This is a genomic window from Novosphingobium sp. HNCC26DJ243 (assembly GCF_057180545.1).
Genome location: NZ_JBXUGN010000004.1, coordinates 114,432 through 135,763, shown reverse-complemented (window position 1 = coordinate 135,763; position 21,332 = coordinate 114,432). Strand labels below are relative to the sequence as shown.

Below are 21,332 nucleotides of genomic sequence, written 5' to 3'. Positions count from 1 at the left end.
TGGCTGTTGACAGAACAATGAATGTCATTCATCTTCAAGTCAACACCGACTTTCTGAAATGATCGGGAGAGGGTATGAGTGTGCTAACTTCCCAGAAAACCATTATAAGTTGCGCGGTGACGGGGTCGATCCATACCCCCTCGATGTCACCGTACTTGCCCATCTCTGCAGAACAGGTTGCCCAATCGGCGATCGAGGCAGCGCAGGCTGGGGCAGCCATCGTCCACCTTCATGCGCGCAACGCCGAAGATGGCAGGCCGGTACATACGCCCGAGGATTTCGAGCTTATTCTCAGGCTGATCAAGCAGGCCTGCGATGTGGTGGTGAACATCACGACTGGGGCTTCGCCCTATATGCCAGTGGAATATCGTGTGAAACCTGCACAGGTCTGGCGGCCCGAAGTTGCCAGCCTGAACATGGGTTCGATGAACTTCGGCCTGTTCCCGATGCTAAACCGTTATCGCGAATTCCGGCACGAGTGGGAACGCGAAATGCTGGAGGCGAGCCACGACCTCGTGTTCCGCAACAGCTTCAAGGATATACGCTACGCACTTGAAACGCTGAACGCGACCGGCACGCGCTATGAATTCGAGTGTTATGACACCGCCCATCTCCACAACCTGCACTACTTCTGGAAAGAGGGTCTGGTAGACGGACCGCTGTTCATTCAGACCTGCTTTGGCCTGCTGGGCGGCATTGGTGCGCATCCCGAAGAGGTGCTGCACATGAAGCGCACCGCCGACCGACTTTTCGGGGAAAACTACCGTTGGTCGGTCCTTGCCGCGGGCCAGGCGCAAATGCGCGTTGCCGCTCAGGCTGCTGCAATGGGCGGCCATGTCCGCGTGGGTTTGGAAGACAACCTCTGGCTCGACCGGGGCCAGCTTGCGCCCTCCAACGCCGCGCAAGTCAGCCGCGTGCGTCAGATCATCGAGGGGCTGGGGCGCGAGGCCGCGACGCCGGCCGAAGCGCGCGAAATCCTTCAGCTCAAGGGAGCGAATAATGTCGGCTTCTGAAGTGGCATTGGCAGTGCGACCAGCGATAGGGCTTTCGGCGATGCTTTCGCGAACGGTCCAGGTCAATGGGCGGGGAACGGCCACGATCTTCGGTGACCGCCAGTGGACGTGGGCAGCCTTTGCCAACCGCGCCGCGCGCATGGCCGGTGCTCTGACCGGCTTGGGCGTAAAGCGCGGCGACAGGGTAGCTGTCCTTGCGCTGACGAGCGACCGCTATGCCGAACTGCTGGCTGCCATCCCGCACGCCGGGGGAATCGTCGTGCCCCTGAACTGGCGCTGGTCCGAGGCCGAACTGGCAGACGCCATGCAGGATTGCAGCCCGGCAGTCTTGTTTGTCGATAAGCGCATGGAGGACATGGGCAGGCGGCTCGCGATGGGCGCACCCGGTATGCCGGTCGTCGCGCTTGACGAAGACATTGCCGGGCTGCCGTTCCATGAAGCGCTGATTGCCGATTGCCAACCCGCCGAGGACGCCGGACGGGCCGGGGATGATGTCTTCCAGCTGGGTTATACCGGCGGCACGACCGGACGTTCGAAGGCGGCGATGATCACGCATCGCAATGTCCTTACCGAAGCGTCGGCCTGCTACTCCGAAGGCTTCCTGCGCGAGGACAGCGTGTTTCTGGTCAATGGGCCGATGTTCCATGCGGCCGGCACCTGGCCAACTGTTTCGCTGATGGGCAGTGGCGGCACTGCGGTACTGATGTCGCAACTGGAGCCCGGCGAGGCTTTGCGGCTGATCGCGCAGCACGGCGTGACCGAGAGCCTGCTGATTCCGACGGTCATCCAGATGCTGATGGAGCATCCGGACTTCGCGACGACGGATGTCTCCTCGATGCGGACGATCCTTTATGGCGCGGCCCCGATCACCGAGGCACTGCTGGAGCGCGCGCTTGAATCATTCCCCGGCGCATCGCTGGTACAATGCTATGGCATGACGGAGCTTTCTCCGACTTGCGCGGTGCTGCACGACCGTTTTCTGCGTGGCGAGGACAAGGGGCGCTTTCGTGCGGCAGGCCGCGCCATGGCGGGGATCCAGATCCGCATCGTCGACGAAGACGATCGCGAGCTCCCGCGCGGCGAAATCGGCGAGATTATCGTTCGTTCGGAAACAACGATGCTGGGCTACTGGAACCGTCCGGAGGAAACGGCGCAGGCACTGCGGGGCGGATGGATGCACACCGGCGACGGTGGCCGAATGGATGAGGACGGTTTCATTTACGTCGTCGACCGCGTCAAGGACATGATCATTTCCGGCGGCGAGAACGTCTATTCCACCGAAGTCGAGAACGCACTTTGCAGCCATCCGGCGGTACGCCAGGCAGTCGTGATCGGAATCCCCGATGCAAAATGGGGCGAGGCCGTCCATGCCATCGTGCGGCTTCACGATTTAGCCGAGGTGACGGCGGACGAACTGATCGGCCATGTCCGCGCGCTGATCGCCGGTTACAAGGTTCCACGATCTGTCGGGTTCTGGGAAGGGGAATTCCCGCTCTCTCCCGCCAACAAGATCCTGAAGCGCGAACTGCGCAGACCCTATTGGGACGGCCAGGACCGGAGCATCGTATGACAGACTATGGAAGAACCGACGAGCAGCTGTCGGCGATGCCCACGGCGTTTCGCGAGGGATATCTCGAAGGACGCACGGTGGTCATTTCGGGGGCAGGAACCGGGCTCGGCCGGGGAATGGCCCATTGGGCCGCTCGTCTGGGAGCAAACGTCGTGCTGTGCGGGCGCAAGATCGAGAAGCTCGAAGCCACGGCAGAAGCCATCGCGCGATACGGCAGGCCCTCCATGATCCACGCCCTGACCATCCGCGATCCAGAAGCTGTAGACACCATGTTTGCCGCTGTCTGGGACCGCTTTGGCGCACCCGATCTGCTGATCAACAATGCAGGGGGGCAGTTTCCGAGCCATGCGATCGACATTCCGGTCAAAGGTTGGAACGCCGTGATCGACACCAACCTCAATGGCACTTGGAACATGATGCAGGCCGTCGCGCGACGCTGGCGTGACGCCGGCGTAGGGGGATCGGTTGTCAACATCGTCGCCGTGGTTGGTCGCGGGATGCCTGGGGTTGCCCATACTGCCGCTGCGCGAGCCGGGGTCATTGCGCTCAGCAAGACGGTTGCCGTCGAGTGGGCGCCGCTGAATATTCGGGTCAACTGCATCGCACCTGGCCTGATCTCGAGCGAAGGCATGAACGCCTATGCTCCCGAAGCGGTGCAGGCGATGACGCGGACCAATGTCATGAAGCGCTTCGGCGAAGTCGAGGAGATCGCCAATGCCGCACTTTTCGTCGGCGGTCCGGCAGGAAGCTTCATGACCGGAGAGGTCGTCCATGTCGACGGAGGCAACCAGATCTGGGGTGATCAGTGGACGATCGCCAAGCCGGATTACTTCAAGGTGGACGCCATATGACCGAATGGATCGATGCAGATTCGCTGGATCTTTCGCGCTGGATCAAGCCGGGTGATGCGATTGTCTGCGGTCAGGCTTGCGGTGAACCGGTCACGCTCATCGAGGCGTTGATTGCGCAGCGACATGCCCTGGGCGGCGTTTCGTTATTCACCGGCACCAGCTTCACGGGGCTGCTGCAGCCGGACCATGCCGATGCCATCACGGTACGATCGATGGGTGCGATCGGGAGTCTGCGCAGCCTGGCAAAGGCCGGCGTCCTGCAAATCGTGCCCTGCCATGTGGGCCAGATCGGCCATATGATTTCCCGGGGGGAAATCGCCTGCGATATCGCCTTCATCCAGGTGTCGCCGGCGGATTCCACGGGCTGCCACAGCCTAGGCGTGATAGCCGACTATGTCGCGGCCGCCGTCGCAAAGGCGCGGATCGTCATCGCCGAAGTGAGCGAGGGCGTCCCGCATACCAACTGCACCACGATGCTCCCGGCAGAGGCCATTGATGTCGCCATACAAACGGATCGGCGTCCAGCAACGGTCGCGCCTTCCAGGATCAGTGATCTTGATCGCAGCATCGCTGGCCATATTGCACCGTTCATAAACGACGGGGCTATATTGCAGGTCGGCATCGGTGCCGTGCCCGACGCGATTACCCAGCTTATCGGAGACAGGCGCGATCTGGGCGTCCACAGCGGCATGATCGGTGACGGATTTGCCGACCTCATCGAGCGCGGCGTGATCACGAACGCCACCCACATCGGTTGGGAAGGTGTCTCGGTGACAGGCGCTCTTATCGGCAGCGAAAGACTTTACGCGCTTGCGCACGAGAACCCTGCCATTCTCCTCGCCAGTTCCGCCGTAACGCATGACGAGGGCATCCTTTCGAGTCTTCCGGGACTGGTTTCGATCAATTCGGCAATCGAGGTCGACATCACCGGACAGGTCAATGCCGAGACGGCGGGCAGCGCATATCTGGGCGGCACCGGCGGGCAGGTCGATTATGTCCGCGGTGCATCACGTGCCCCCGGCGGACATTCGATCATCGCCCTGCCGTCGATGGCCAAGGACAGTTCGAGGATTGTCGCCAGTCTTTCAGGGCCGGTCACTACGGCTCGCACCGAAGTGGACATCATCGTCACCGAATTCGGCGCGGCCCGTCTTCGAGGCCTTTCGCTTGCCGAGCGTGCGCGGGCGATGATCGCCATTGCCCACCCCGAAAGTCGCGAAAGCCTGGAAGAGCAGGCCGCAACATTGATGAAAAGAGGTTACTGATGAGCGACGCAGTTCTGTTCGAGGTTCCGGAGCCGGGCATTGCCGTCCTGACCATCAACCGCCCCGAGGCGCGCAATGCGCTGGGGCGGGATGTGCGCGAAGGCCTGTTTGCAGCATGGGACCGGTTCGAACGCGATCCCGATCTGCGTGTGGCCATTCTCACTGCCAGCGGTGACAAGGCCTTCTGCGCTGGCGGCAATCTCAAGGAAATGGCCGAAATGAAGCTGGTCGTGCCGCCACGCGACATGTTCCCGGTGCCAGGTGACAACATCGAGCTGACCAAGCCCACGATCGCTGCGGTCAATGGCGTGGCATACGCTGGCGGGTGGCTGCTTGCCCAGGCATGCGATCTTTGCGTTGCCTCGACATCCGCCCGTTTCGCCATCACCGAAGCCAAGGTCGGCAGAGGTTCGCCATGGGCCGCTCCCCTGATCCATATGCTGCCGCAGAGGATCATGATGGAGATCATCCTGACCGGCGAACCGATATCCGCCCAACGCGCCTATGAGGTTGGACTGGTAAATCGCCTCGCTGAACCACATGCCTTGCTGGAAGAGGCGATGAAGTTGGCGCGCATTGTCAACGCCAACGCCCCGCTATCGGTCCTTGCCGGCAAGGAAACCGTTTATTTGGCTACAGAAATGGGTCGTACGGCTGCCCTGCGATCGGCGCGGGCAGCGTGGGAAACGGCCTATCGCAGCGAGGATGCCCAGGAAGGTCCAAAGGCCTTCGCGGAGAAGCGGGCACCGGTCTGGAAGGGGCGATGATCCCGCAATTACACCAATCCGTTTGAAATTCAGCGACGCCGCTGCGTCAGGAGATGATGCCATGTCTAATTCGCATTTCAATGCTTTCGCGCTCAGTGCAGACCAGCAGGAAATTCTCGATACCGCCGACAGGTTCGCCAAGGATCGGCTTCATCCGCTGCAGCAGCGCATGGATGACGATGAATGGTGGCCCGAGCACGTCATGAAGGAGCTTGGCGGCGTCGGCTTTCTGGGCGTTACGGCACCGGCTGCCTTTGGCGGGGCCGAAAGTGATTTCATGACCTCGGCGCTCATCACGCAGGGATTGGCGCGTTGGAATCATGCGCTGGCGCTCAGCTATGTCGCGCACGAGAATCTGTGCCTCAACAACATCGCGCGCAACGGTTCTGAAGATATCAAGCGTCGCTACCTTCCCGGCCTGTGCGATGGCTCCCTCATCGGCGCCCTCGGATTGACCGAACCCGGTGCCGGTTCCGACGCCCTCGGATCGATGGCGACCACGGCGCGGCGTGACGGCGAAAACTACATCCTCAACGGGCGCAAGCTCTACATTACCAACGGCCCCGTTGCCGATGTCCTCCTTGTCTATGCACTCACCGACAAGGCGGCTGGCGCAAAGGGAATTTCCGCCTTCGTGATCGAAAAGGGCTTCAAGGGCTTTGCAGTCGCGCAGAAGCTCGACAAGATGGGCTTCCGCGGGTCGACGACGGCCGAACTCGTCTTTGACGATTGCATCGTTCCCGCTGCCAATCTCGTAGGGATCGAGAACAAGGGCGTGGGCATCGTGATGAGCGGGCTCGACCTCGAGCGCGCCATTGTCGCGATGATCAACGTCGGCATGGCCGAGCGCGCGCTCGATCTGGCGGTGGAATATGCCAAGACGCGCAAGCAGTTCGGCAAGACCATAGGCGAATTCCAGATGGTGCAGGCAAAGCTTGCGGAAATGTACGTCAACGTCGAAACGATGAAGGCTTTTTGCTACCGCGTCCTGGCCGAAGCAAACGCCGTCGGTGAAGACGAGGGAGGCCGCGGCGAAATTCACAAGCTGACCGCCGCAGCAATTCTTTATGCCGCAGAAACGTGCACCAAGGTGGTTTCGGACTCTGTCCAGATCCACGGCGGGATCGGGTACATGCGCGAAACCGAGGTGAATCGCCTTTATCGCGCATCGAAGCTTCTCGAGATCGGCGCGGGTACCACGGAAATCCGCAAGATGATCATTGCCGGCGAAATGTTGCGCTGAGGAACCGGACCTATGACCCATTCGTCGATCGCGCTCGGCCGTCGCGCCAGGTCCTGGCTTTTCGCGCCCGGCGACAGCGAGAAGAAAATGAACAAGGCGCTGGCTTCGGAGGCCGACATCGTCCTTGTCGATCTCGAAGACGCCGTCGCCGAGCAGGAGAAACATGCCGCCCGGGGCAACGTCCTTGCGTTTCTCAAGGCAAACATCGCGCAGCGCGATCGGCTATGGGTGAGGATCAATCCTGTCCAGACGCCACATGCTCTGGCCGATCTTGCAGGGATCATGGCAGGCGCACCGGGCGGCGTCATGCTGCCCAAGCCGCGTGGCCGTGCCGACGTTGAACTGCTCGATCACTATCTTGCGGCGCTGGAGGCAGCCTTTGCCCTGCCTGCGGGATCGACCGGGATCATCGTGGTCGCAACCGAGACTCCCGAAGGACTGTTGGCGACCGGATCTTATGCCGGCTTGGACCGACTGGCGGCAATGACCTGGGGGGCCGAGGATCTGGGTACGGCCTTGGGCGCGCTGTCCAATCGTGACGCCGATGGACGATACACCACGACGTACGAGTTTGCGCGGTCCATGTGCCTCGTGGGCGCCGGCGTTGCGCAGGTGTCTGCGGTGGAGACCATGCACGGCGATTTTCGCGACGAAGCGGGTCTCGTCGATCTGGCAGGTATCGCGCGACGCGCGGGTTTTGGCGGGATGATTGCGATACATCCCGCACAGGTCGGTCCGATAAATGCGGCTTTCACGCCATCGGACGACGAAATTGCGAAGGCTCGCGAGATCGTCGCCCTATTCGAGGCCAATCCTACCCTGGGAACGATCGGCCTCAACGGGGTTATGCTCGACCGCCCGCATCTTGTGCGGGCGCAGAACATTCTTGCACGAGTAGGTCAGTAGCCTCGGAAATGAGCGCAAGGTGATGACCACTATGGCCTCACCACCTTGCGTCTTTTCAGTCGTCTCGATTGCCACGCGTGCCCTTGCGGCAATCGCTGCCAACAACCCGTTCGTGGCAGTCTGACGGCGCTACCGTCCGACAGCAAATGCCGCTCGCAGCTCGGCTCCGGCTGCATCTATGAAAGGCATGGCGTCCGGCACGGCCTCGTACATCGAGAAAAAGCCATGGATCATGCCTGGTGCACGCATGGTCCTGACCGGGACTCCAGCCGCACCGAGCGCCTCGGCATAAGCCAGTCCCTCGTCCCGCAAGGGATCGAACTCGGCAACGATCACCGTGGTGGGCGGCAGACCTTTCAAGTCCGGGTGCCGGAGAATTGCCGCTTCCCAATGCGGATTGCTCTCGTCGCCGACATACTGCTTCCAGAACCATCGCATCATCGCGGTCGTCAGGAAGTAGCCCTCGCCACTTGCACTGTAGGAACCGTTGCCGAAATCGGCATCGGTTACGGGATAGATCAGCAGTTGGTGGGCAATTCCGGGCCCATTGGTATCACGCGCGCGTATCGCGACAGCGGCCGCAAGATTGCCGCCTGCGCTATCGCCTGCCACGGCGATTCGACCGGCATCGATTCCCAGTTCCGCGGCATTTTCGCGAGCCCAGAGCAGCGCTTCGTGACAATCGTCCAGCGGGCCGGGAAAAGGCGTCTCTGGAGCCAGGCGATAATCGACGGCAAGCACCGCAGCCCCACTTGCACGGGCAAGAGCACGCGCGGTGCCATCGTGAGTTTCAAGGTCGCCAATAACCCAGCCCCCGCCATGGTAGAACAGCACGAGGGGGAGCGGTGTATCGGCGTCTACGGGCGTGTAGAGGCGCGCACCGATGGTGCGACCTGGAAGTGCGATCGCGAAGTCACGGACATTCGCAACCGGGGGGGGTGCCCCCATCGAGAGCGGGCGATTAGCCGCCCGCAGTTCCGCAGGCGAGATCGCTGCATAGTCGATCGGCGGCATTTGCGCGAAAATGCCCAGCAATGCCTCCACCTGCGGATTAAGCGCCATCGTCGAACTCTCCCTGAAAGCAGTCGGCCTCAACCGAACTGCGCGGCGATTTCGGCCACGGCCGCAGCCACGTCTTTGCGGCGATAGCCGAGTAACGCGGTTTCGGCAGCATCGGGCTCGAATGAAATGTAGTTTCCGCGACCTTGGGGAATGGCCACATCGGGCAGCAACGGCAATTCCTCGTCCCGCTCTTCAAGCTCGATCTTGTTGCCTACAGCATCGAAGAACAACTGAAAGTATTCGCGGAACGAAAGGTTTTCATCGCCAACGAGATAGGCTTTGCCCGGCTCACCCCGCAACAGCGCGCCTTCGATCGCTTCGGATAGGGAGCGGTAAGACATGAAGTTCGTTCCGCCCGTTGGAGCGAAGAACGGGATCGGGATATTGCCCTTGGCCCATTGTACGTACGGCTCGAAGATAGCCGAAGGCAGGCCCGCTACGGTGCCAACCATGAAAGGCGCGTTGACGCTGATGACGTCGAAGCCATCCCGGCCTTCGGCCCGCGCAGCCTCGCACGCCGCAAGGCGCGACTGGATATAGACGTTGCCTTCGACCAATTCCGGCGCGGCCTGAGGGTAGAAGCTGCCCAGCTGGATCGCGCGGGAGACGCCGGCTTCGCGCGCTGCGGCGAAAAAGGCCGGAAGCGCAACATGGTTGGCCTTGTGCAGCCATGCCGCGAAGTCTTCGCCCTGAGGGACATGCCGAGGATCGTTGCCCGCGGCGAACACGACCCAGTCAAAGCCCTTGAGCTTGTCTGGCGTAAAATCGCCTGCCACGAAATCGCCTTGGAGAAAGCCAAGTCCGGTCAGCGCGGTGCCGGTCGGTGCGCCGTTGCCGCGACCGCTGATCGTCACATCGTGACCGCTCGCTGCAAGATGAAGCGCCGCATGGCCGCCAAGGGCACCCGTGCCGCCGATAACGAGAACTTTCATGATCATTTTCCTTCGTTTGACGAACCGGCATTGTGCACCGGCCGAATTTCCTGCCAATCCACGATCAATTCGCGGCGGGTGAATTTCCATGTTTCGCCAGTGCGCTGCCAGCGATCCTGGTAACGGATCGCCCAGATCAGCAGCTGGTCTGCCCCGTCAGGGCCCGCCATGCGATGCTCCGCCGTGCCGCGGGTCTCGCCGGTTGCGGAGTCGCCTATGATGGTGACGTCCTGATCATGCACGATATGGCGCGTGGCCTTGAAGGCATGTGCGAGATGATCGATAGAACCGAGGTTGGCTTCAAGGCCTGCGATCTCGAAACCCGGACCGGCAATGATCACGTCGTCGGCAAGAACCTCCCGCCACATATCCTTCGAGCGCCGATCCGCGCCCAGAGCATAGAGGTGCGCAACTTTGCGCAGCATTTCATGGTCGTTCAAGATGTTGCTCCTGGAATGACTAGGCCATTTCCTGATATGATTGGTACGTTGGTCCATTCGCCTTGAGGGGTGCGATACCAGCCAGCGGCGGCAAGGGCGCCGCCGTCGACGTGCAGCGTCGTACCCGTAACCCACGAAGCGAGCGGACTGGCCAGATAGAGTGCCGCACCTGCGCAATCGGCCGGCCGCCCGAACCGGCCCAGCGGGATCCAGCGTTCTTCATGCTTGCGGTTTTCGGGCGGGATCATGATGTCCAGAGCCAGTTGCGGCGTGTCGCTTGTTTCGGGCGCAATGTCGTTGACACGGATTCCTTCTGGGCCGAGCTCGAGCGCCAGGCTTTTCGAGAAACCCGAGATTCCGGCCTTCGCGGCGGCGTAGACGCTGCAGTAGGGTATGCCCCGGTGACCCTCGATCGACGTGATGTTGATGATCGAAGAGCCGGACCCTGCCTTGCGCAAGAGCGGCAACATCGCGCGGGTGATGCGCAGCAACTGGCCAAGGTTCGTGTCGATGATCTCGTCGGCCTGCTCGTCGCCCAGCAGATCGAATGGTCGGGCGTGCACGAAATGCCCGACATTGTTGACAAGAATATCTAGCCGGCCCGTTTCCGCAGCAATCCGCTCTGCCAGCATGGCACCGGAATCGCGCTGGCGTACATCGCATTCTATCACCATCGCATCCGGCAAGGACTGCCGAACTGACGCGGCATTCCCGGCATCCCGCTCGGCAATCGCCACGAAAGCTCCGGCGGCAGAGAAGGCCTCGGCAATGGCCCTGCCAATTCCGGCACCCCCCCCTGTGACCAGAACGGTGCGGCCAGAGAAATCCAGTGCCTGGAACAGTTGCGACGGCGCGAGGGCATCGTTCATGATGGGATCTTTCTGTTCGCGCCCGTCATCAATAGACGGCCGCGGGGTTCTTGGGGCGCGGACTCCCAAGCATGTCACGGTGCGAGACACGCTCGACCCCGCGATCGGTAACCCCGAGCGCCCTGGCAATTTCCGCCACGATCAGCGTCTGTCCCGAGAGCTCATCTCGATTGGGAGCCTTGTCTATCGCGTCGATCACATGGGCGGAGAATTCGGGATTCTCGGCCATTGCGAGGAAGCCTTCGTACTGCTCCGGATTGGTCTTTACCGCGATTTGTGACCGCTCGGTCACCTGCGGTCCCAGCCAGAGCGAGACGGCCGCAACGCCGGTGCCACGCAGGTCGTGCTCCATATCGTGGGCCAGCTTGTCGAGCCCGGCCTTCTGCGCGCCATAAGCAGGGCCGTGCATGTAGCATGTAGCGCCGAATGACGATGTCATGGCAATGATGCCCGAACCTTGCGGCACCATGATGCGCGCCGCATGCCAACTGGCAACGTAAGCGCTGCGCAGGCCGACATCGAGGATCTTCTGGGCGTCGAGTTCCTTTTCCCAGAATGGCAACTTTTCGATAAGCTGGTGATGCATATAGGCTGCATTGTTCACCAGAACGTCGAGACGGCCCTGCTCGGCCATGACTTGAGCAAAGAGGTGCTCGACAGCCAAGTCGTCGGCATGGTCGCATACAACCGGAATACCTTTGCCGCCGTTCTCGGTGACCGCGCGGGCGGTATCGGCGACCGTTCCGGGCAGGACCGAGCCATCCCAGCCTTTGGCATCGCCCGGCGATGTCGTGCGGCCCGTCACGTAAACGGTATATCCCATCTCGCCAAAGCCGCGGGCGATTCCCGCCCCCGCGCCGCGGCTGGCGCCGGTGACTACAGCGACCCTTGCATCAGCCATTTTTTATCCTTTCCTGGCAACTGGGCTGTGCTCTCGAGGCCTGCCGAAACGTGAGCGGTGTCTGGCCGGTCGAGCGACGAAATGCCCGCGTGAAACTGTTGGTATGGGTAAATCCGCAAGCTTGGGCGACGGCTTTGACAGGGTGGGCTTGCCCCACCAGCATCTTCTTGGCCTGCTCGATGCGGGTCGTCTCGATGAAGTCAGCCACGGTGCGGCCTGTCAGCGCTTGGAACTGGCGATGGAGATGGCGCACGCTGATCCCGCAAAGAGCGGCAAGCTCGCTCACGGCAGGGGCCGCACCAGTCATGGCCAGCCGCTCGCGGATCCGGCGGAATTGCCAAGGGGCCAGACGGCTTGACGTGGAGCTTTCGGTCGAGCGCCGGATGATCCGTTCCATCTCGACGCTTACGAGCTCCAGAAGCGCGGCCACCGCAGCGGGAGATCTGTCCACGATGTTTTCCATCTCGCGCCTGACGAGATTCAGCAAGGTGCGCAGTTGCGTGCTGTCGTGCGACAGCATCGATTGAAGGAAGCGCAGGTCAGGCCCGGCGCGCAACGCCACAAGCCGGCGTGTCTCCTCTTTTGCAAAGGCGCAGCGGACGACACGGATATGCCCGCCTTCTGCCCGGCCGCCGATTGTAACGCCGGGCCAGCGCGTGAACAGGCTGCCCAGAAAGCAGCGGCGATCGGGGTCGTAATCGGGAAAACACGCCGAAGCATCGCCCGACGTCGGCGGAATGGACATTTCCACCATCAGCAGGTCTTCGCATCGGACGAAGTCGAACAGGGAGGGCCAATGCCATTCCACGATCTCGGCCCACCCAAGACGGGTTTCGATCCGTTCAACGATGGTGGGTGAATATTCGATCATTGGAATTCGAATTGCGAGGTCGGGAAGACATCGATCCGTGCAAAATCGAGGAAGGCGTTGCAGCTTTCCATCATCGTCGCGATGTTCGTTGCGCATTTGCCGGGCTCGCCGACCGCATCATAAAAAGCCTCCTGGTCGCTGAGCGCTTCGAGCGGGAAGCACTCCTCGACAAAGGCATCATAGGCCGGGGCATCTTCGGTCAGGGCGCGGACGATGATGTTCTGGACGTATTCGAAGTTTGCCTGTGTATCGATCGCGACGCGGGTATGGTGCGAATGCCAGTGCCGGATCGCCGCATCCCGGCTCATGTCGGGCCTGAACGAAAGAAAGCTGGTCTGGCTCCACCCCCAGGTCCTCGACGTGTCTCCGCAAGTGCGGGCATGCGCAGAATTGGGGATGATCGTCGATTCCGCCACTAGCCAGGCGGCGAAGCGCGCGCTGTGTGATGCCAGCGTCGCGTCGACGGCCTTGCGAAAAAGCGCGTTGGCAGACGGCATCCAGAACTGGACCACCGCCGCCTGCTGCGGCTCCTGCCAGCAATAGACCAGCTCTTCTCCAGCGGCTACCGCCTTGTCCCGGATGTTCAGGCGGATCTGGTGCGCGCCGGCGTCGGCAAGGGTCGCCGGAAGCGACGAGAGGAGCCGCGCGCCGTAGGCTTCGCGGCTCTCGTTGTCCGGCGCCCACAGGGCAGCGATGACCTTCTCCATCGCCCGTTCCTCAATCGAAGTTTGCTTGCCCGCCGTCGAGCGGGATGGTCGCCCCGGTCAGGTATGCAAGGTCCTGACCGCTCAAAGCCACCAGCGCGCGGCCGATATCGCCTTCGAGCGAGCCGACGCGTCCCAGCGGGATGGTGCGGAAGAAGGCCTGCGCTTCTGCCGGATTATGCTCGATCCACTGCTTGAGAGCAGGGGACTCTGCGTGCGGAGCGATCGTCAGGACGCGGATCCCTTCACCGCCCCATTCGGCAGCCGCAGCGCGGGTAAGCGAACGAATGCCCTGCTTCACCGAGGCATAGGGACCATAGCCGCTCATGTCCCAGCGAATGCCGGCCGACGAGCAGAAGTTGAAGATGACGCCGCCGCCGCGCGCCGCCAGATGGGGCCGCGCGAGCTTCATCATCCGGAAGGTTGCGAGCGGGCCGGATTCGAATCCGGCGAGAAAGGCCTCGTCGGTGACTGAATCGAGTTTGCCCAGCGGCACTTCCTGCGCATTGTTGACCAGAATGTCGAATCCGCCGAACTCGGCCACTGTCGCATCGATCACCTTGGCAAGGTCACTCGCGGACTTGATGTCGCAGGAAATGGCCAGAGCCTTGCCGCCACGTTCGCGCACGGTCGCCGCCGTGTCCTCGACCTTCGACAGGGTTCGTCCGGTCACTACCACAGCAGCGCCAGCACCGGCCATTGCCAAAGCAACTCCTTGGCCGATGCCCTGACCGGCGCCTGTTACGATCGCCACCTTGCCCGTCAAATCTGTCATCTACTTAGCTCCTGGATCATGTGTGTCAGCGAATGTAGCGGTTGCGATAGGACGCAAAGGCCTCGCGCACCCGGGCTTCATCGAGGCCGAAGCGTTCGAGCGAGTAATCGTGCAGGGGCCGTTGTTCGCGCCTGTTTCCGGCAACGAATTCCCTGAGTGCGGCCTCCATTGCGGCATCGACCGGAATACCCATGCGAGCCAGGACGCGGGAGGCCTGTCCCAACGGGTCACGAGCTACCTCGCGGTAGTCGATGTCGATGAACCGGTCTTCCCCGATGCGCGCGCGCGCATCCTCGAACCGGGTCATCCAGCTGGCGAGACGCGGAAACCAGAAAGCGCCGACAGCCTCGTCCGAATGCTCTGAATTGAGCTTGTACAGCGCCGCTTCCATACTGACGTAGCTTGGCACCACGTCCAGAGGATCGCGGTGTGTCATGACCAGCACGGCGTCTGGAAAGGCATTGGCGACAAGGTCGGTATAAGGCAGGTTCTGCGGGCTCTTGAGCACCCACTTCTTGCCGCGTCGGGCGGGGTCCTGCCACTGCAGGTATTTGAGGATGGCCTTGAGATCCTCGTAACCGCGCGACTGGTCATACCCGTCGAGCCAGTGGGCAAACGATGGAACGAAGGTCATCGCCTCGACCATCGTTGTGATGAACAACTGGCCCAGGATGATGATTTCCTCATCCGGTGCATCCGGGTCCAGCGGATGGATCGAGGACAATTCAGGAGACAGGCTCAACCAGCCGTCGATCATCGCTTCGGCGTAAGCCCTGCGGGCCTGCGGGTTGCCACGCTTGTCACCAGGCAGCGGGGCATAGTTCTGCGCCTCGTACCAGCGGATTGCCGTCAAACCAGGTGTGCTGGCAAGCAATCGGTGAAAGATCGTGCTGCCGGTGCGCGGAAGCCCAAGGATGATCGCGGCAACTTCGACTTTCTCGTCAAGAATTTCGGGGTGCCGCTTGATGTCGTCGACCATGCGCAACCTGCTTGCCAGGCCCCTGACGATAGCATCGCCCTGACCGGCAGCACCGGCTGGCGTGAGCCTGCCTTCCAGGTTGGCTGCAGCGAGATATCGATCCATCGGTTCGAAAAACCAGGTGTCGCCAAAGTCGCCAAGGCCGGTGAGCCTTTGCGCTGCTGCCAGCAAGGCCTCGCGCTCTAACGGCGCAACATCCGTTGCTGCAGATGGGGACATCGCGATCGTCTCTCCACGTCATTTTTGCATCATGCGTAAATCATGATGGCTAATTATCCGCAAGTTGTGGATGATCTGCCACTTTGATTGACGTTTTGCAAACATCAATTCTGCTCTTGCCGTTAAAAATTTTTGCCGCACCGCGACGCGATGCGCGGTGTCAGGAAGGCGATGAGACGCGAAAGACCCGGGCTTGGTGGCGCCTTGCCGCGATGGACGAGCCACATTGGGCAGTCATTGCGCGGATCTGGGTCTGCCAGCCGGATGAGCCCGGCTTCCGCATCGCCGGCAAAGCACCACATATGGGCGCGGCCGATGCCGGAGATCACCGCTTGCTTAAGTTGCGGCCATGAATTGACAGTGGCAAGGCCTGCTGCCTGGGCGACCTCCGCCGCAGGATTGGGCGACCAGGCCCCGCCCGGAAGGGCCGCGTCGAATTCGTAGCCCCATCCGATCGGGGGAAGATCGTTGAATCGGGCGTACGGCGCCTGCGCCAGGACAGCCACCTGCTTGCCTGCAAGGCGCAAGGGGAGGGCGCGCACCAGGGCAATGCCGAGATCGGCGCGTCGTTGCGTCACGGCATCGACGGCATCCAGGTCGCCGAGAAGCTCGATGGGCACATCGGGATTCTCGGCTCGAAACATTGCAAGTTCGGGCAGGAACTCGGCCGCTATGCCGCCGCTGCCTGCGATCCGGACTGGCGCCGACCGAACCGGGACGATGCCGATGTCCTTGCGCATCGTGGCAATTTCGCGCTCGATGACCTCGGCAGCGGCAAGCAGTCGCGCCCCGGCAGTCGTGGGTGCGTAGCCAAGCGGCGTCTTTTCGAACAGGGCGATCCCGAGGCTGCGCTCCAAAGCATCGACCCTGCGGCCGATCGTTGTGCGGTCAACTTCGAGCTGCCTACCGGCCGCAGTGTAGGAACCCGTGCGGACAGCTGCCAGAAAAATCTCAAGGTCGCTCCATCGCATTCGCGCTCTCCCTTCAAAATCACTGACGTGCATTTTTGCACAACTGCTGTGCAGAGCAAGACGCTTCGCAATATGCGTGTCCGTGAGTTAAATGGTCGGCAAATGCGCTGTGTCGAAACCGGTAAACGGCGAAGATTCGAGAGGAGTGACTGATGGCTACTTCCAAGGATTATGGTTTGGGTGAATTCGACTTTGCTCGTGGCTGGTTCATGATCGGACCCTCCAGTGATGCAAGTCGCACACCCGCCGCGATCCGCTATTTTGGAAAGGACCTCGTGCTCTATCGGGGCGAAAGCGGCCGGCCTTATGTGGTCGATGCCTATTGCCCGCACATGGGTGCGCACCTCGCGAGAAATTCGACCTCCTACATCGTTCGCGACGGAGAGCACGTCGAAGGCGAATCTATCCGTTGTCCGTTTCATGGCTGGCGCTTCGGCACGGACGGGGCATGCAATCACATCCCCTATTCGGACTTCATTCCCAAGGCTGCGAGGCTCGGTACCTATCCAGTCATCGAACGGGCAGGCATCCTGTGGATGTGGCACGACCCGGAAGGTCTGGAGCCTGATGTCGAGCTCGCCGACTTTGGTGGTCACTACGGTGCGCCGGGTTGGGTAGAGTGGAAGATCGACTATATGGGCGATCTCAATAGCCACGGGATCGAGATCGTCGACAACATGGCCGATTTTGGCCATTTCATTCCAATTCACGGTGCCACCGACTGGCAATATTTTGCCAACGAATTCAAGGGGCCGCGCTTGCACCAGTATTACAGCGCCGGTCATCGGACGCTGACGTCCGATCCGGACGACTACCTTGTGCTCGACACCTGGTACGAAGGTCCCGGCTTTCTGCAATCCGAAATGGCCGGCACCTTTGACAGCTTCATCATGATCGCCAACACCCCGGTTGAGGACGGCGTGACCCGCAGTTGGCACGGCTTGATGGTCAAGGTCCACGATGGCAGTCGCGAAACGACCGAAGAAGACCGCGCCATGGCTCTGGCCTATCAGGAGGGAAGCCGCCTCGCCTTCGCGCAGGATGTGGAGATCTGGGCAAACAAACGTCCGTGCATCAACCCGCTCGCGATACCCAAGGATGGTCCCTACGCGAAAGTGCGGCTCTGGTACCGCCAGTTTTACAATCCGCGGGACAATGCTCCCGCGATTCAGGAACGCGTCAACGGCCTGCATGTCACGCTCGACAAGCGGCCAGGGCAAAAGGTCGCCTGAAGCAAGCGCTCAGGCGCAGCAGACGCCATTATGCGAGTACGCGCGCCCTGGCTTATCGGACATCGCTATCCAGGCGCATTCAGGCGCCGATCACATGGGAGAAATTGGTAATGGGAAGACTGACAGGCAAGGTTGCTATCATCACTGGCGGGGCTCGGGGAATGGGCGCTGCGACGAGCCGCTTGTTTGTTGAACAGGGTGCGAAGGTGGCAATTGCCGACGTTCTGGAAGACCAGGGTGCCGCGCTCGCCGCAGAGCTGGGAGAGAACGCGCGCTTCTTCAAGCTTGACGTCACGAGCGAGGAGAACTGGGCTGAAGTGGTCGCCGCAACAGAACAGGCGTTTGGTCCGCCCAACGTGCTGGTGAATAATGCCGGTATCCTGCTGTTCAAGACCATCCTCGAAACGTCCAAGGCCGATTTCGAGAAGGTGCTCGGGGTGAATCTGATTGGCGAACTGCTCGGGATCAAGGCCGTTGCGCCGGGTATGGTCGAGCGCGGATGCGGGTCGATCATCAATCTCTCGTCGGTTGACGGGATGAAGGGCGCAAACGGCCTGGTCGCCTACGCATCGTCCAAATGGGGCGTTCGCGGCCTTACCAAGGTCGCGGCGATGGAGCTGGGACACAAGGGCGTCCGCGTGAATTCCGTTCATCCGGGCGGCGTGGACACGATCATGACCAACCACACCGGCACGACGCGCGACGAAGTCAACAAGTCCTTCGGCAATATTCCGCTGCAACGGGTGGGCGCGCCCGAAGAAGTCGCAGCGGCCACCGCATTCCTCGCCAGCGACGAATCGTCCTACATGCAGGGCGCGGAAATCGTGGTTGACGGCGGCATGACCGTGGGCAGCTATTACATGGGCTATCCCGGTTCGCCCGGCATGTGATGGGCATCGTTGAAGGGGCAAAGCGAAGGCGCTGCCCCTTCGCTGCCATCAAAACGCGACGACCGTTCTGAGCGATTCGCCTCGCTTCATCAGGGCAAATCCCTCGTTGACCTGCGCCATCGGCAGGCGGTGGGTTACCAGATCATCAAGATTCAAGCGGCCCTCGGCGTAGTGGTCGAGAAGACCGGGAAGCTGGCTGCGGCCTTTCATGTTCCCGAGGAACGACCCTTGGACAATGCGTCCCAGTTGCAACTGGAATGGCGCGATTTCCAGCCGGTTTCCGCCAGGCGGGATGCCCAGCACTACCGTACGACCCCATCCGATCCGGGTGGATTCGAATGCCTGATGCATCAGCAGAACGTTGCCCGCGCATTCAAATGCATAGTCGACCCCACCCCCGGTCATGGCCTGGATCGTGGCCACTGGATCGCCATTCCGGGCATCGATGTAGTCGGTCAGCCCGAACCACGCGCCCTGTTGCTGGCGCACAGGATTGATGTCGACGCCGATGATCCGGGCCGCGCCGGCAAGGCGGGCGCCCTGCACCACGTTGAGGCCGATCCCGCCAAGGCCGAACACCGCGACGCTGGCTCCTGCTTCGACGTGGGCCGTATGCAGTACCGCCCCGACCCCTGTTGCCACGCAGCATCCAGCCGTGCAGGCCACGTGAAAGCCCACGTCCTTGCGGATGACGGCCGCGTTGCGCTCCGCCATGACTACGTACTGCGCCAGTGAACCGACCCCTGTATAGGCCGCTACGGGCTTGCCGTTCAGCGAGAAATGCGTGCCCTGCTGCGCCATGTCGGCGAGAAAGGCCTCGCAAAGGTTGGTCTTGTCCGAACGGCAGTTGCGACAAGTACCGCATTCGCCGATCCCGAGCGGGATGACATGATCGCCCGGCGCCATTGACGTCACGTTCGATCCGACCTCGCGGACAATGCCGGCTCCCTCATGTCCGACGACCACCGGGAACGGGTAAGGCGCTGCGAGGCCCTCGATCTGGCTGAGGTCAGTATGACACAGTCCGCTGGCCATGATTTCGATGAGCACGTCGTCCGGTCCTGGCGGGGCGAGGTCGAGCAATTCCTCGACAAGTGGCTCTCCGGGGGCGTGGCAGACCATTGCGCGAGTCTTCATGCGTCCGCCCTCCCATACAGGATCATGTCGGCCGCCTTCTCCGCGATCATCGCGACCGGAATGGCGGTGTTGCCGCCTGGCAGGTGCGGCATGATCGAAGCGTCCACGACGCGGAGACCTTGCAAGCCATGCACCCGCAGGCTGGCATCGACGACAGCCATCGGGTCCGAACCCATGCGCGCGGTGCTGGTCGAATGATAATCGGCCTCTGCATGGGTGCGGATGTAGGCATCTATATCATCGTCATTGTGAACGTCAGGTCCGGGAGCGAGCTCCTCTCCCCTGAAATCGTTAAAAGGACTTTGGGCAAAGATTCGGCGCGCGATGCGGATACCCTGGCGCATGACGCGGCGGTCGTTATCCGTGGCGTTGTAGTTCTGATCGATGACAGGTGGCACGTCGGGATCTGCGCTCGCCAGAGTGACACTGCCCCGCGATTCAGGCCGGGCGACGTTGATGTGCGCGTAGAAGCCATGCATTGGCACCATCTTGCGCCCGTTCTGACCAAACAGGGCCGATACCAGCAACATCTTGATGTCAGGCTCCTCGAGCGCGGGGTCGGAACGCACCATGCACGCGACCGACATTCCCGGATCAGCCAAGGGTCCGCTGCGGAACGCAAGGTACTGCGCCATGGCAAGCGCACCGCGCAAGGGATTGAGATAGCGCAGCATCGACCACGGCTTCGTCGAGCGATATTTGACGTGGGCCGCGAGATGGTCCTGCAAACCTTGCCCGACACCGGGGCTGTTGTGCACGAGCGTTATGTCGTGGTCGGAAAGGTGTGCGGCCGGTCCCACCCCCGACAGCAGGAGGAGTTGCGGACTGTTGATGGCGCCCGCCGAAAGGATGACCTCACGCCTTGCACTGACCACGCTATCAGCGCCATCCTTTCGGTATGCCACGCCGGTGGCGCGCTTATGCGTGAAGAGGATGCGGCGGGTCTGGGCGTTTGTGAGCACGGTGAGATTCGTGCGCTTGAGCGCAGGTCGCAAATAGGCCGATGACGCGCTGGAGCGCCTGCCGCGACCAACGGTAAGGTCGACCGCTCCGAAACCGTCGCGCGTTCGTCCGTTAAGGTCATCCGTGAGGGGGTAGCCCGCATGATTGCCCGCCGCGATGAAGGCCCGCGCGAACGGGTGGGTCTGCGCGGCACGAGTGACCTGGATCGGCCCGTCGGAGCCGTGCCATTCATTTCGTGCGGGCGCGTAAGTCTCCAGCTTGCGGAAGTAGGGGAGCACGTCGGCGAAAGACCATCCGCGATTTCCCGCCTGCGCCCAACGATCGTAATCCGAATGGAAGCCGCGATCGTATGTCATCCCGTTGATCGACGATCCGCCGCCAAGAACCTTTCCGCGCGGAAGGTACAGGCTGCGTCCGTCAAGATGCTTCTGCGGCGCGGACATATAGGGCCAGGCATGGGCGCCTGACATCATGATGGGCAGCAACCCGCCAGGCGCTGCGATCAGGGGACTGCTGTCGCGCCCGCCGGCTTCGAGCAGAAGGACACTGGACTTGCCGTCGGCCGAGAGGCGGTTTGCCAGGATGCAACCGGCAACGCCGCCGCCAACGATGACGTAATCGAATTCCATGTGACCCAGGCGCTTCCTCAGTTGTTCTGATTGTGGACCGCATGGTGGGTGGCGCCTGCGCACACTGCAACCGTGAACGCCGCCAGCGATGTCGTTGGTGGCACAAGATGTGCGAAACGGCGCGCATGGTTCTGCAATGCAGA

The 21,332-nt window shown here is 61.7% G+C and carries 21 protein-coding genes; 9 read left to right on the top strand and 12 right to left on the bottom strand.

Translation table 11 applies throughout. The annotated features are described in order from the left end of the window. The first annotated feature begins 74 nt into the window (after positions 1 to 74). The 7 genes from kce (at position 75) to AC2A04_RS13175 (ending at position 7,615) form a co-directional block, all read left to right on the top strand. Complete coding sequence (gene kce / locus AC2A04_RS13205) at positions 75 to 1,013, top strand: 3,5-dioxohexanoate:acetyl-CoA acetone transferase (RefSeq protein ID WP_484212813.1); 939 nt, start codon at positions 75 to 77, stop codon at positions 1,011 to 1,013. After that, positions 1,000 to 2,583 carry an acyl-CoA synthetase gene (locus AC2A04_RS13200; protein WP_484212812.1) on the top strand — a complete coding sequence of 528 codons (1,584 nt, stop codon included), beginning with the start codon at positions 1,000 to 1,002 and terminating at the stop codon, positions 2,581 to 2,583. Before kce ends, AC2A04_RS13200 begins: the two co-directional genes overlap by 14 nt. Then, positions 2,580 to 3,434 (top strand): SDR family oxidoreductase, encoded by an 855-nt coding sequence (locus tag AC2A04_RS13195; RefSeq protein WP_484212811.1) that lies wholly within the window; start codon positions 2,580 to 2,582, stop codon positions 3,432 to 3,434. Before AC2A04_RS13200 ends, AC2A04_RS13195 begins: the two co-directional genes overlap by 4 nt. Next, positions 3,431 to 4,699: an acetyl-CoA hydrolase/transferase family protein gene (locus AC2A04_RS13190; protein ID WP_484212810.1), complete on the top strand. Its 1,269-nt coding sequence runs from the start codon at positions 3,431 to 3,433 to the stop codon at positions 4,697 to 4,699. The genes AC2A04_RS13195 and AC2A04_RS13190 overlap by 4 nt, the downstream gene beginning before the upstream one ends. Continuing rightward, a complete protein-coding gene (locus AC2A04_RS13185) occupies positions 4,699 to 5,466 on the top strand; it encodes an enoyl-CoA hydratase/isomerase family protein (RefSeq protein WP_484212809.1) in 768 nt (255 codons plus the stop codon). The genes AC2A04_RS13190 and AC2A04_RS13185 overlap by 1 nt, the downstream gene beginning before the upstream one ends. 61 nt (positions 5,467 to 5,527) lie before the next feature. Beyond that, a complete protein-coding gene (locus tag AC2A04_RS13180; RefSeq protein WP_484212808.1) occupies positions 5,528 to 6,709 on the top strand; it encodes an acyl-CoA dehydrogenase family protein in 1,182 nt (393 codons plus the stop codon). Between the two features lie 12 nt (positions 6,710 to 6,721). Further along, positions 6,722 to 7,615: an HpcH/HpaI aldolase/citrate lyase family protein gene (locus AC2A04_RS13175; protein WP_484212807.1), complete on the top strand. Its 894-nt coding sequence runs from the start codon at positions 6,722 to 6,724 to the stop codon at positions 7,613 to 7,615. A 129-nt stretch (positions 7,616 to 7,744) separates the two neighbouring features. Here the strand turns inward: AC2A04_RS13175 and estDL136 are convergent, their stop codons facing one another. The 10 genes from estDL136 to AC2A04_RS13125 all read right to left on the bottom strand — a co-directional run bounded on the left by estDL136 (position 7,745) and on the right by AC2A04_RS13125 (position 16,338). Beyond that, positions 7,745 to 8,677, bottom strand: a complete 933-nt coding sequence (gene estDL136, locus AC2A04_RS13170; RefSeq protein ID WP_484212806.1) for a chloramphenicol hydrolase — start codon at positions 8,675 to 8,677, stop codon at positions 7,745 to 7,747. A gap of 29 nt (positions 8,678 to 8,706) precedes the next feature. After that, positions 8,707 to 9,609, bottom strand: a complete 903-nt coding sequence (locus tag AC2A04_RS13165; protein ID WP_484212805.1) for an NAD-dependent epimerase/dehydratase family protein — start codon at positions 9,607 to 9,609, stop codon at positions 8,707 to 8,709. A gap of 2 nt (positions 9,610 to 9,611) precedes the next feature. Next, on the bottom strand, positions 9,612 to 10,049 hold the full coding sequence (locus tag AC2A04_RS13160; RefSeq protein WP_484212804.1) for a nuclear transport factor 2 family protein: 438 nt from the start codon (positions 10,047 to 10,049) through the stop codon (positions 9,612 to 9,614). Then, a complete protein-coding gene (locus tag AC2A04_RS13155; protein ID WP_484212803.1) occupies positions 10,046 to 10,918 on the bottom strand; it encodes an SDR family NAD(P)-dependent oxidoreductase in 873 nt (290 codons plus the stop codon). The genes AC2A04_RS13160 and AC2A04_RS13155 overlap by 4 nt, the downstream gene beginning before the upstream one ends. 28 nt (positions 10,919 to 10,946) lie before the next feature. Further along, positions 10,947 to 11,819, bottom strand: coding sequence for an SDR family NAD(P)-dependent oxidoreductase (locus tag AC2A04_RS13150; protein ID WP_484212802.1), 873 nt, complete (start codon positions 11,817 to 11,819; stop codon positions 10,947 to 10,949). Continuing rightward, complete coding sequence (locus AC2A04_RS13145) at positions 11,812 to 12,786, bottom strand: helix-turn-helix transcriptional regulator (RefSeq protein ID WP_484212801.1); 975 nt, start codon at positions 12,784 to 12,786, stop codon at positions 11,812 to 11,814. Before AC2A04_RS13145 ends, AC2A04_RS13150 begins: the two co-directional genes overlap by 8 nt. After that, on the bottom strand, positions 12,687 to 13,397 hold the full coding sequence (locus AC2A04_RS13140; protein ID WP_484212800.1) for an EthD domain-containing protein: 711 nt from the start codon (positions 13,395 to 13,397) through the stop codon (positions 12,687 to 12,689). Before AC2A04_RS13140 ends, AC2A04_RS13145 begins: the two co-directional genes overlap by 100 nt. 10 nt (positions 13,398 to 13,407) lie before the next feature. Next, a complete protein-coding gene (locus AC2A04_RS13135; protein WP_484212799.1) occupies positions 13,408 to 14,169 on the bottom strand; it encodes an SDR family NAD(P)-dependent oxidoreductase in 762 nt (253 codons plus the stop codon). A gap of 25 nt (positions 14,170 to 14,194) precedes the next feature. Further along, positions 14,195 to 15,367 carry a sulfotransferase family protein gene (locus tag AC2A04_RS13130; RefSeq protein WP_484212798.1) on the bottom strand — a complete coding sequence of 391 codons (1,173 nt, stop codon included), beginning with the start codon at positions 15,365 to 15,367 and terminating at the stop codon, positions 14,195 to 14,197. A 122-nt stretch (positions 15,368 to 15,489) separates the two neighbouring features. After that, the gene (locus AC2A04_RS13125) at positions 15,490 to 16,338 is read right to left on the bottom strand and encodes a LysR family transcriptional regulator (RefSeq protein WP_484212797.1); all 849 of its coding nucleotides are present in this window, start codon (positions 16,336 to 16,338) and stop codon (positions 15,490 to 15,492) included. Positions 16,339 to 16,490: 152 nt separating this feature from the next. On the opposite strand from AC2A04_RS13125, the gene AC2A04_RS13120 reads away from it, so the two are divergent. Both AC2A04_RS13120 and AC2A04_RS13115 read left to right on the top strand, forming a co-directional pair. Next, the gene (locus AC2A04_RS13120) at positions 16,491 to 17,570 is read left to right on the top strand and encodes a 3-ketosteroid-9-alpha-monooxygenase, oxygenase component (RefSeq protein ID WP_484212796.1); all 1,080 of its coding nucleotides are present in this window, start codon (positions 16,491 to 16,493) and stop codon (positions 17,568 to 17,570) included. 110 nt (positions 17,571 to 17,680) lie between these two features. After that, positions 17,681 to 18,460: an SDR family NAD(P)-dependent oxidoreductase gene (locus AC2A04_RS13115; RefSeq protein WP_484212795.1), complete on the top strand. Its 780-nt coding sequence runs from the start codon at positions 17,681 to 17,683 to the stop codon at positions 18,458 to 18,460. A gap of 48 nt (positions 18,461 to 18,508) precedes the next feature. Here AC2A04_RS13115 and AC2A04_RS13110 read toward each other — a convergent pair whose 3' ends face one another. Further along, the gene (locus AC2A04_RS13110) at positions 18,509 to 19,597 is read right to left on the bottom strand and encodes an alcohol dehydrogenase catalytic domain-containing protein (protein WP_484212794.1); all 1,089 of its coding nucleotides are present in this window, start codon (positions 19,595 to 19,597) and stop codon (positions 18,509 to 18,511) included. Then, entirely contained in the window at positions 19,594 to 21,189 is a 1,596-nt protein-coding gene (locus AC2A04_RS13105; RefSeq protein WP_484212793.1) for a GMC family oxidoreductase, read from the bottom strand. Before AC2A04_RS13105 ends, AC2A04_RS13110 begins: the two co-directional genes overlap by 4 nt. Between the last annotated feature and the right edge of the window lie 143 nt (positions 21,190 to 21,332).

What these genes read in the sequence shown, in the direction of transcription:
- AC2A04_RS13185 (WP_484212809.1), top strand. Translation starts at nt 4,699, where the DNA reads ATGAGCGACGCAGTTCTGTTCGAGGTTCCGGAGCCGGGCATTGCCGTC.
- AC2A04_RS13150 (WP_484212802.1), bottom strand. Translation starts at nt 11,819, where the DNA reads ATGGCTGATGCAAGGGTCGCTGTAGTCACCGGCGCCAGCCGCGGCGCG.
- AC2A04_RS13165 (WP_484212805.1), bottom strand. Translation starts at nt 9,609, where the DNA reads ATGAAAGTTCTCGTTATCGGCGGCACGGGTGCCCTTGGCGGCCATGCG.
- AC2A04_RS13130 (WP_484212798.1), bottom strand. Translation starts at nt 15,367, where the DNA reads ATGTCCCCATCTGCAGCAACGGATGTTGCGCCGTTAGAGCGCGAGGCC.
- estDL136 (WP_484212806.1), bottom strand. Translation starts at nt 8,677, where the DNA reads ATGGCGCTTAATCCGCAGGTGGAGGCATTGCTGGGCATTTTCGCGCAA.
- AC2A04_RS13200 (WP_484212812.1), top strand. Translation starts at nt 1,000, where the DNA reads ATGTCGGCTTCTGAAGTGGCATTGGCAGTGCGACCAGCGATAGGGCTT.
- kce (WP_484212813.1), top strand. Translation starts at nt 75, where the DNA reads ATGAGTGTGCTAACTTCCCAGAAAACCATTATAAGTTGCGCGGTGACG.
- AC2A04_RS13145 (WP_484212801.1), bottom strand. Translation starts at nt 12,786, where the DNA reads ATGCGCAACGAACATCGCGACGATGATGGAAAGCTGCAACGCCTTCCT.
- AC2A04_RS13135 (WP_484212799.1), bottom strand. Translation starts at nt 14,169, where the DNA reads ATGACAGATTTGACGGGCAAGGTGGCGATCGTAACAGGCGCCGGTCAG.
- AC2A04_RS13195 (WP_484212811.1), top strand. Translation starts at nt 2,580, where the DNA reads ATGACAGACTATGGAAGAACCGACGAGCAGCTGTCGGCGATGCCCACG.
- AC2A04_RS13140 (WP_484212800.1), bottom strand. Translation starts at nt 13,397, where the DNA reads ATGGAGAAGGTCATCGCTGCCCTGTGGGCGCCGGACAACGAGAGCCGC.
- AC2A04_RS13105 (WP_484212793.1), bottom strand. Translation starts at nt 21,189, where the DNA reads ATGGAATTCGATTACGTCATCGTTGGCGGCGGCGTTGCCGGTTGCATC.
- AC2A04_RS13175 (WP_484212807.1), top strand. Translation starts at nt 6,722, where the DNA reads ATGACCCATTCGTCGATCGCGCTCGGCCGTCGCGCCAGGTCCTGGCTT.
- AC2A04_RS13155 (WP_484212803.1), bottom strand. Translation starts at nt 10,918, where the DNA reads ATGAACGATGCCCTCGCGCCGTCGCAACTGTTCCAGGCACTGGATTTC.
- AC2A04_RS13180 (WP_484212808.1), top strand. Translation starts at nt 5,528, where the DNA reads ATGTCTAATTCGCATTTCAATGCTTTCGCGCTCAGTGCAGACCAGCAG.
- AC2A04_RS13110 (WP_484212794.1), bottom strand. Translation starts at nt 19,597, where the DNA reads ATGAAGACTCGCGCAATGGTCTGCCACGCCCCCGGAGAGCCACTTGTC.
- AC2A04_RS13115 (WP_484212795.1), top strand. Translation starts at nt 17,681, where the DNA reads ATGGGAAGACTGACAGGCAAGGTTGCTATCATCACTGGCGGGGCTCGG.
- AC2A04_RS13190 (WP_484212810.1), top strand. Translation starts at nt 3,431, where the DNA reads ATGACCGAATGGATCGATGCAGATTCGCTGGATCTTTCGCGCTGGATC.
- AC2A04_RS13125 (WP_484212797.1), bottom strand. Translation starts at nt 16,338, where the DNA reads ATGCGATGGAGCGACCTTGAGATTTTTCTGGCAGCTGTCCGCACGGGT.
- AC2A04_RS13120 (WP_484212796.1), top strand. Translation starts at nt 16,491, where the DNA reads ATGGCTACTTCCAAGGATTATGGTTTGGGTGAATTCGACTTTGCTCGT.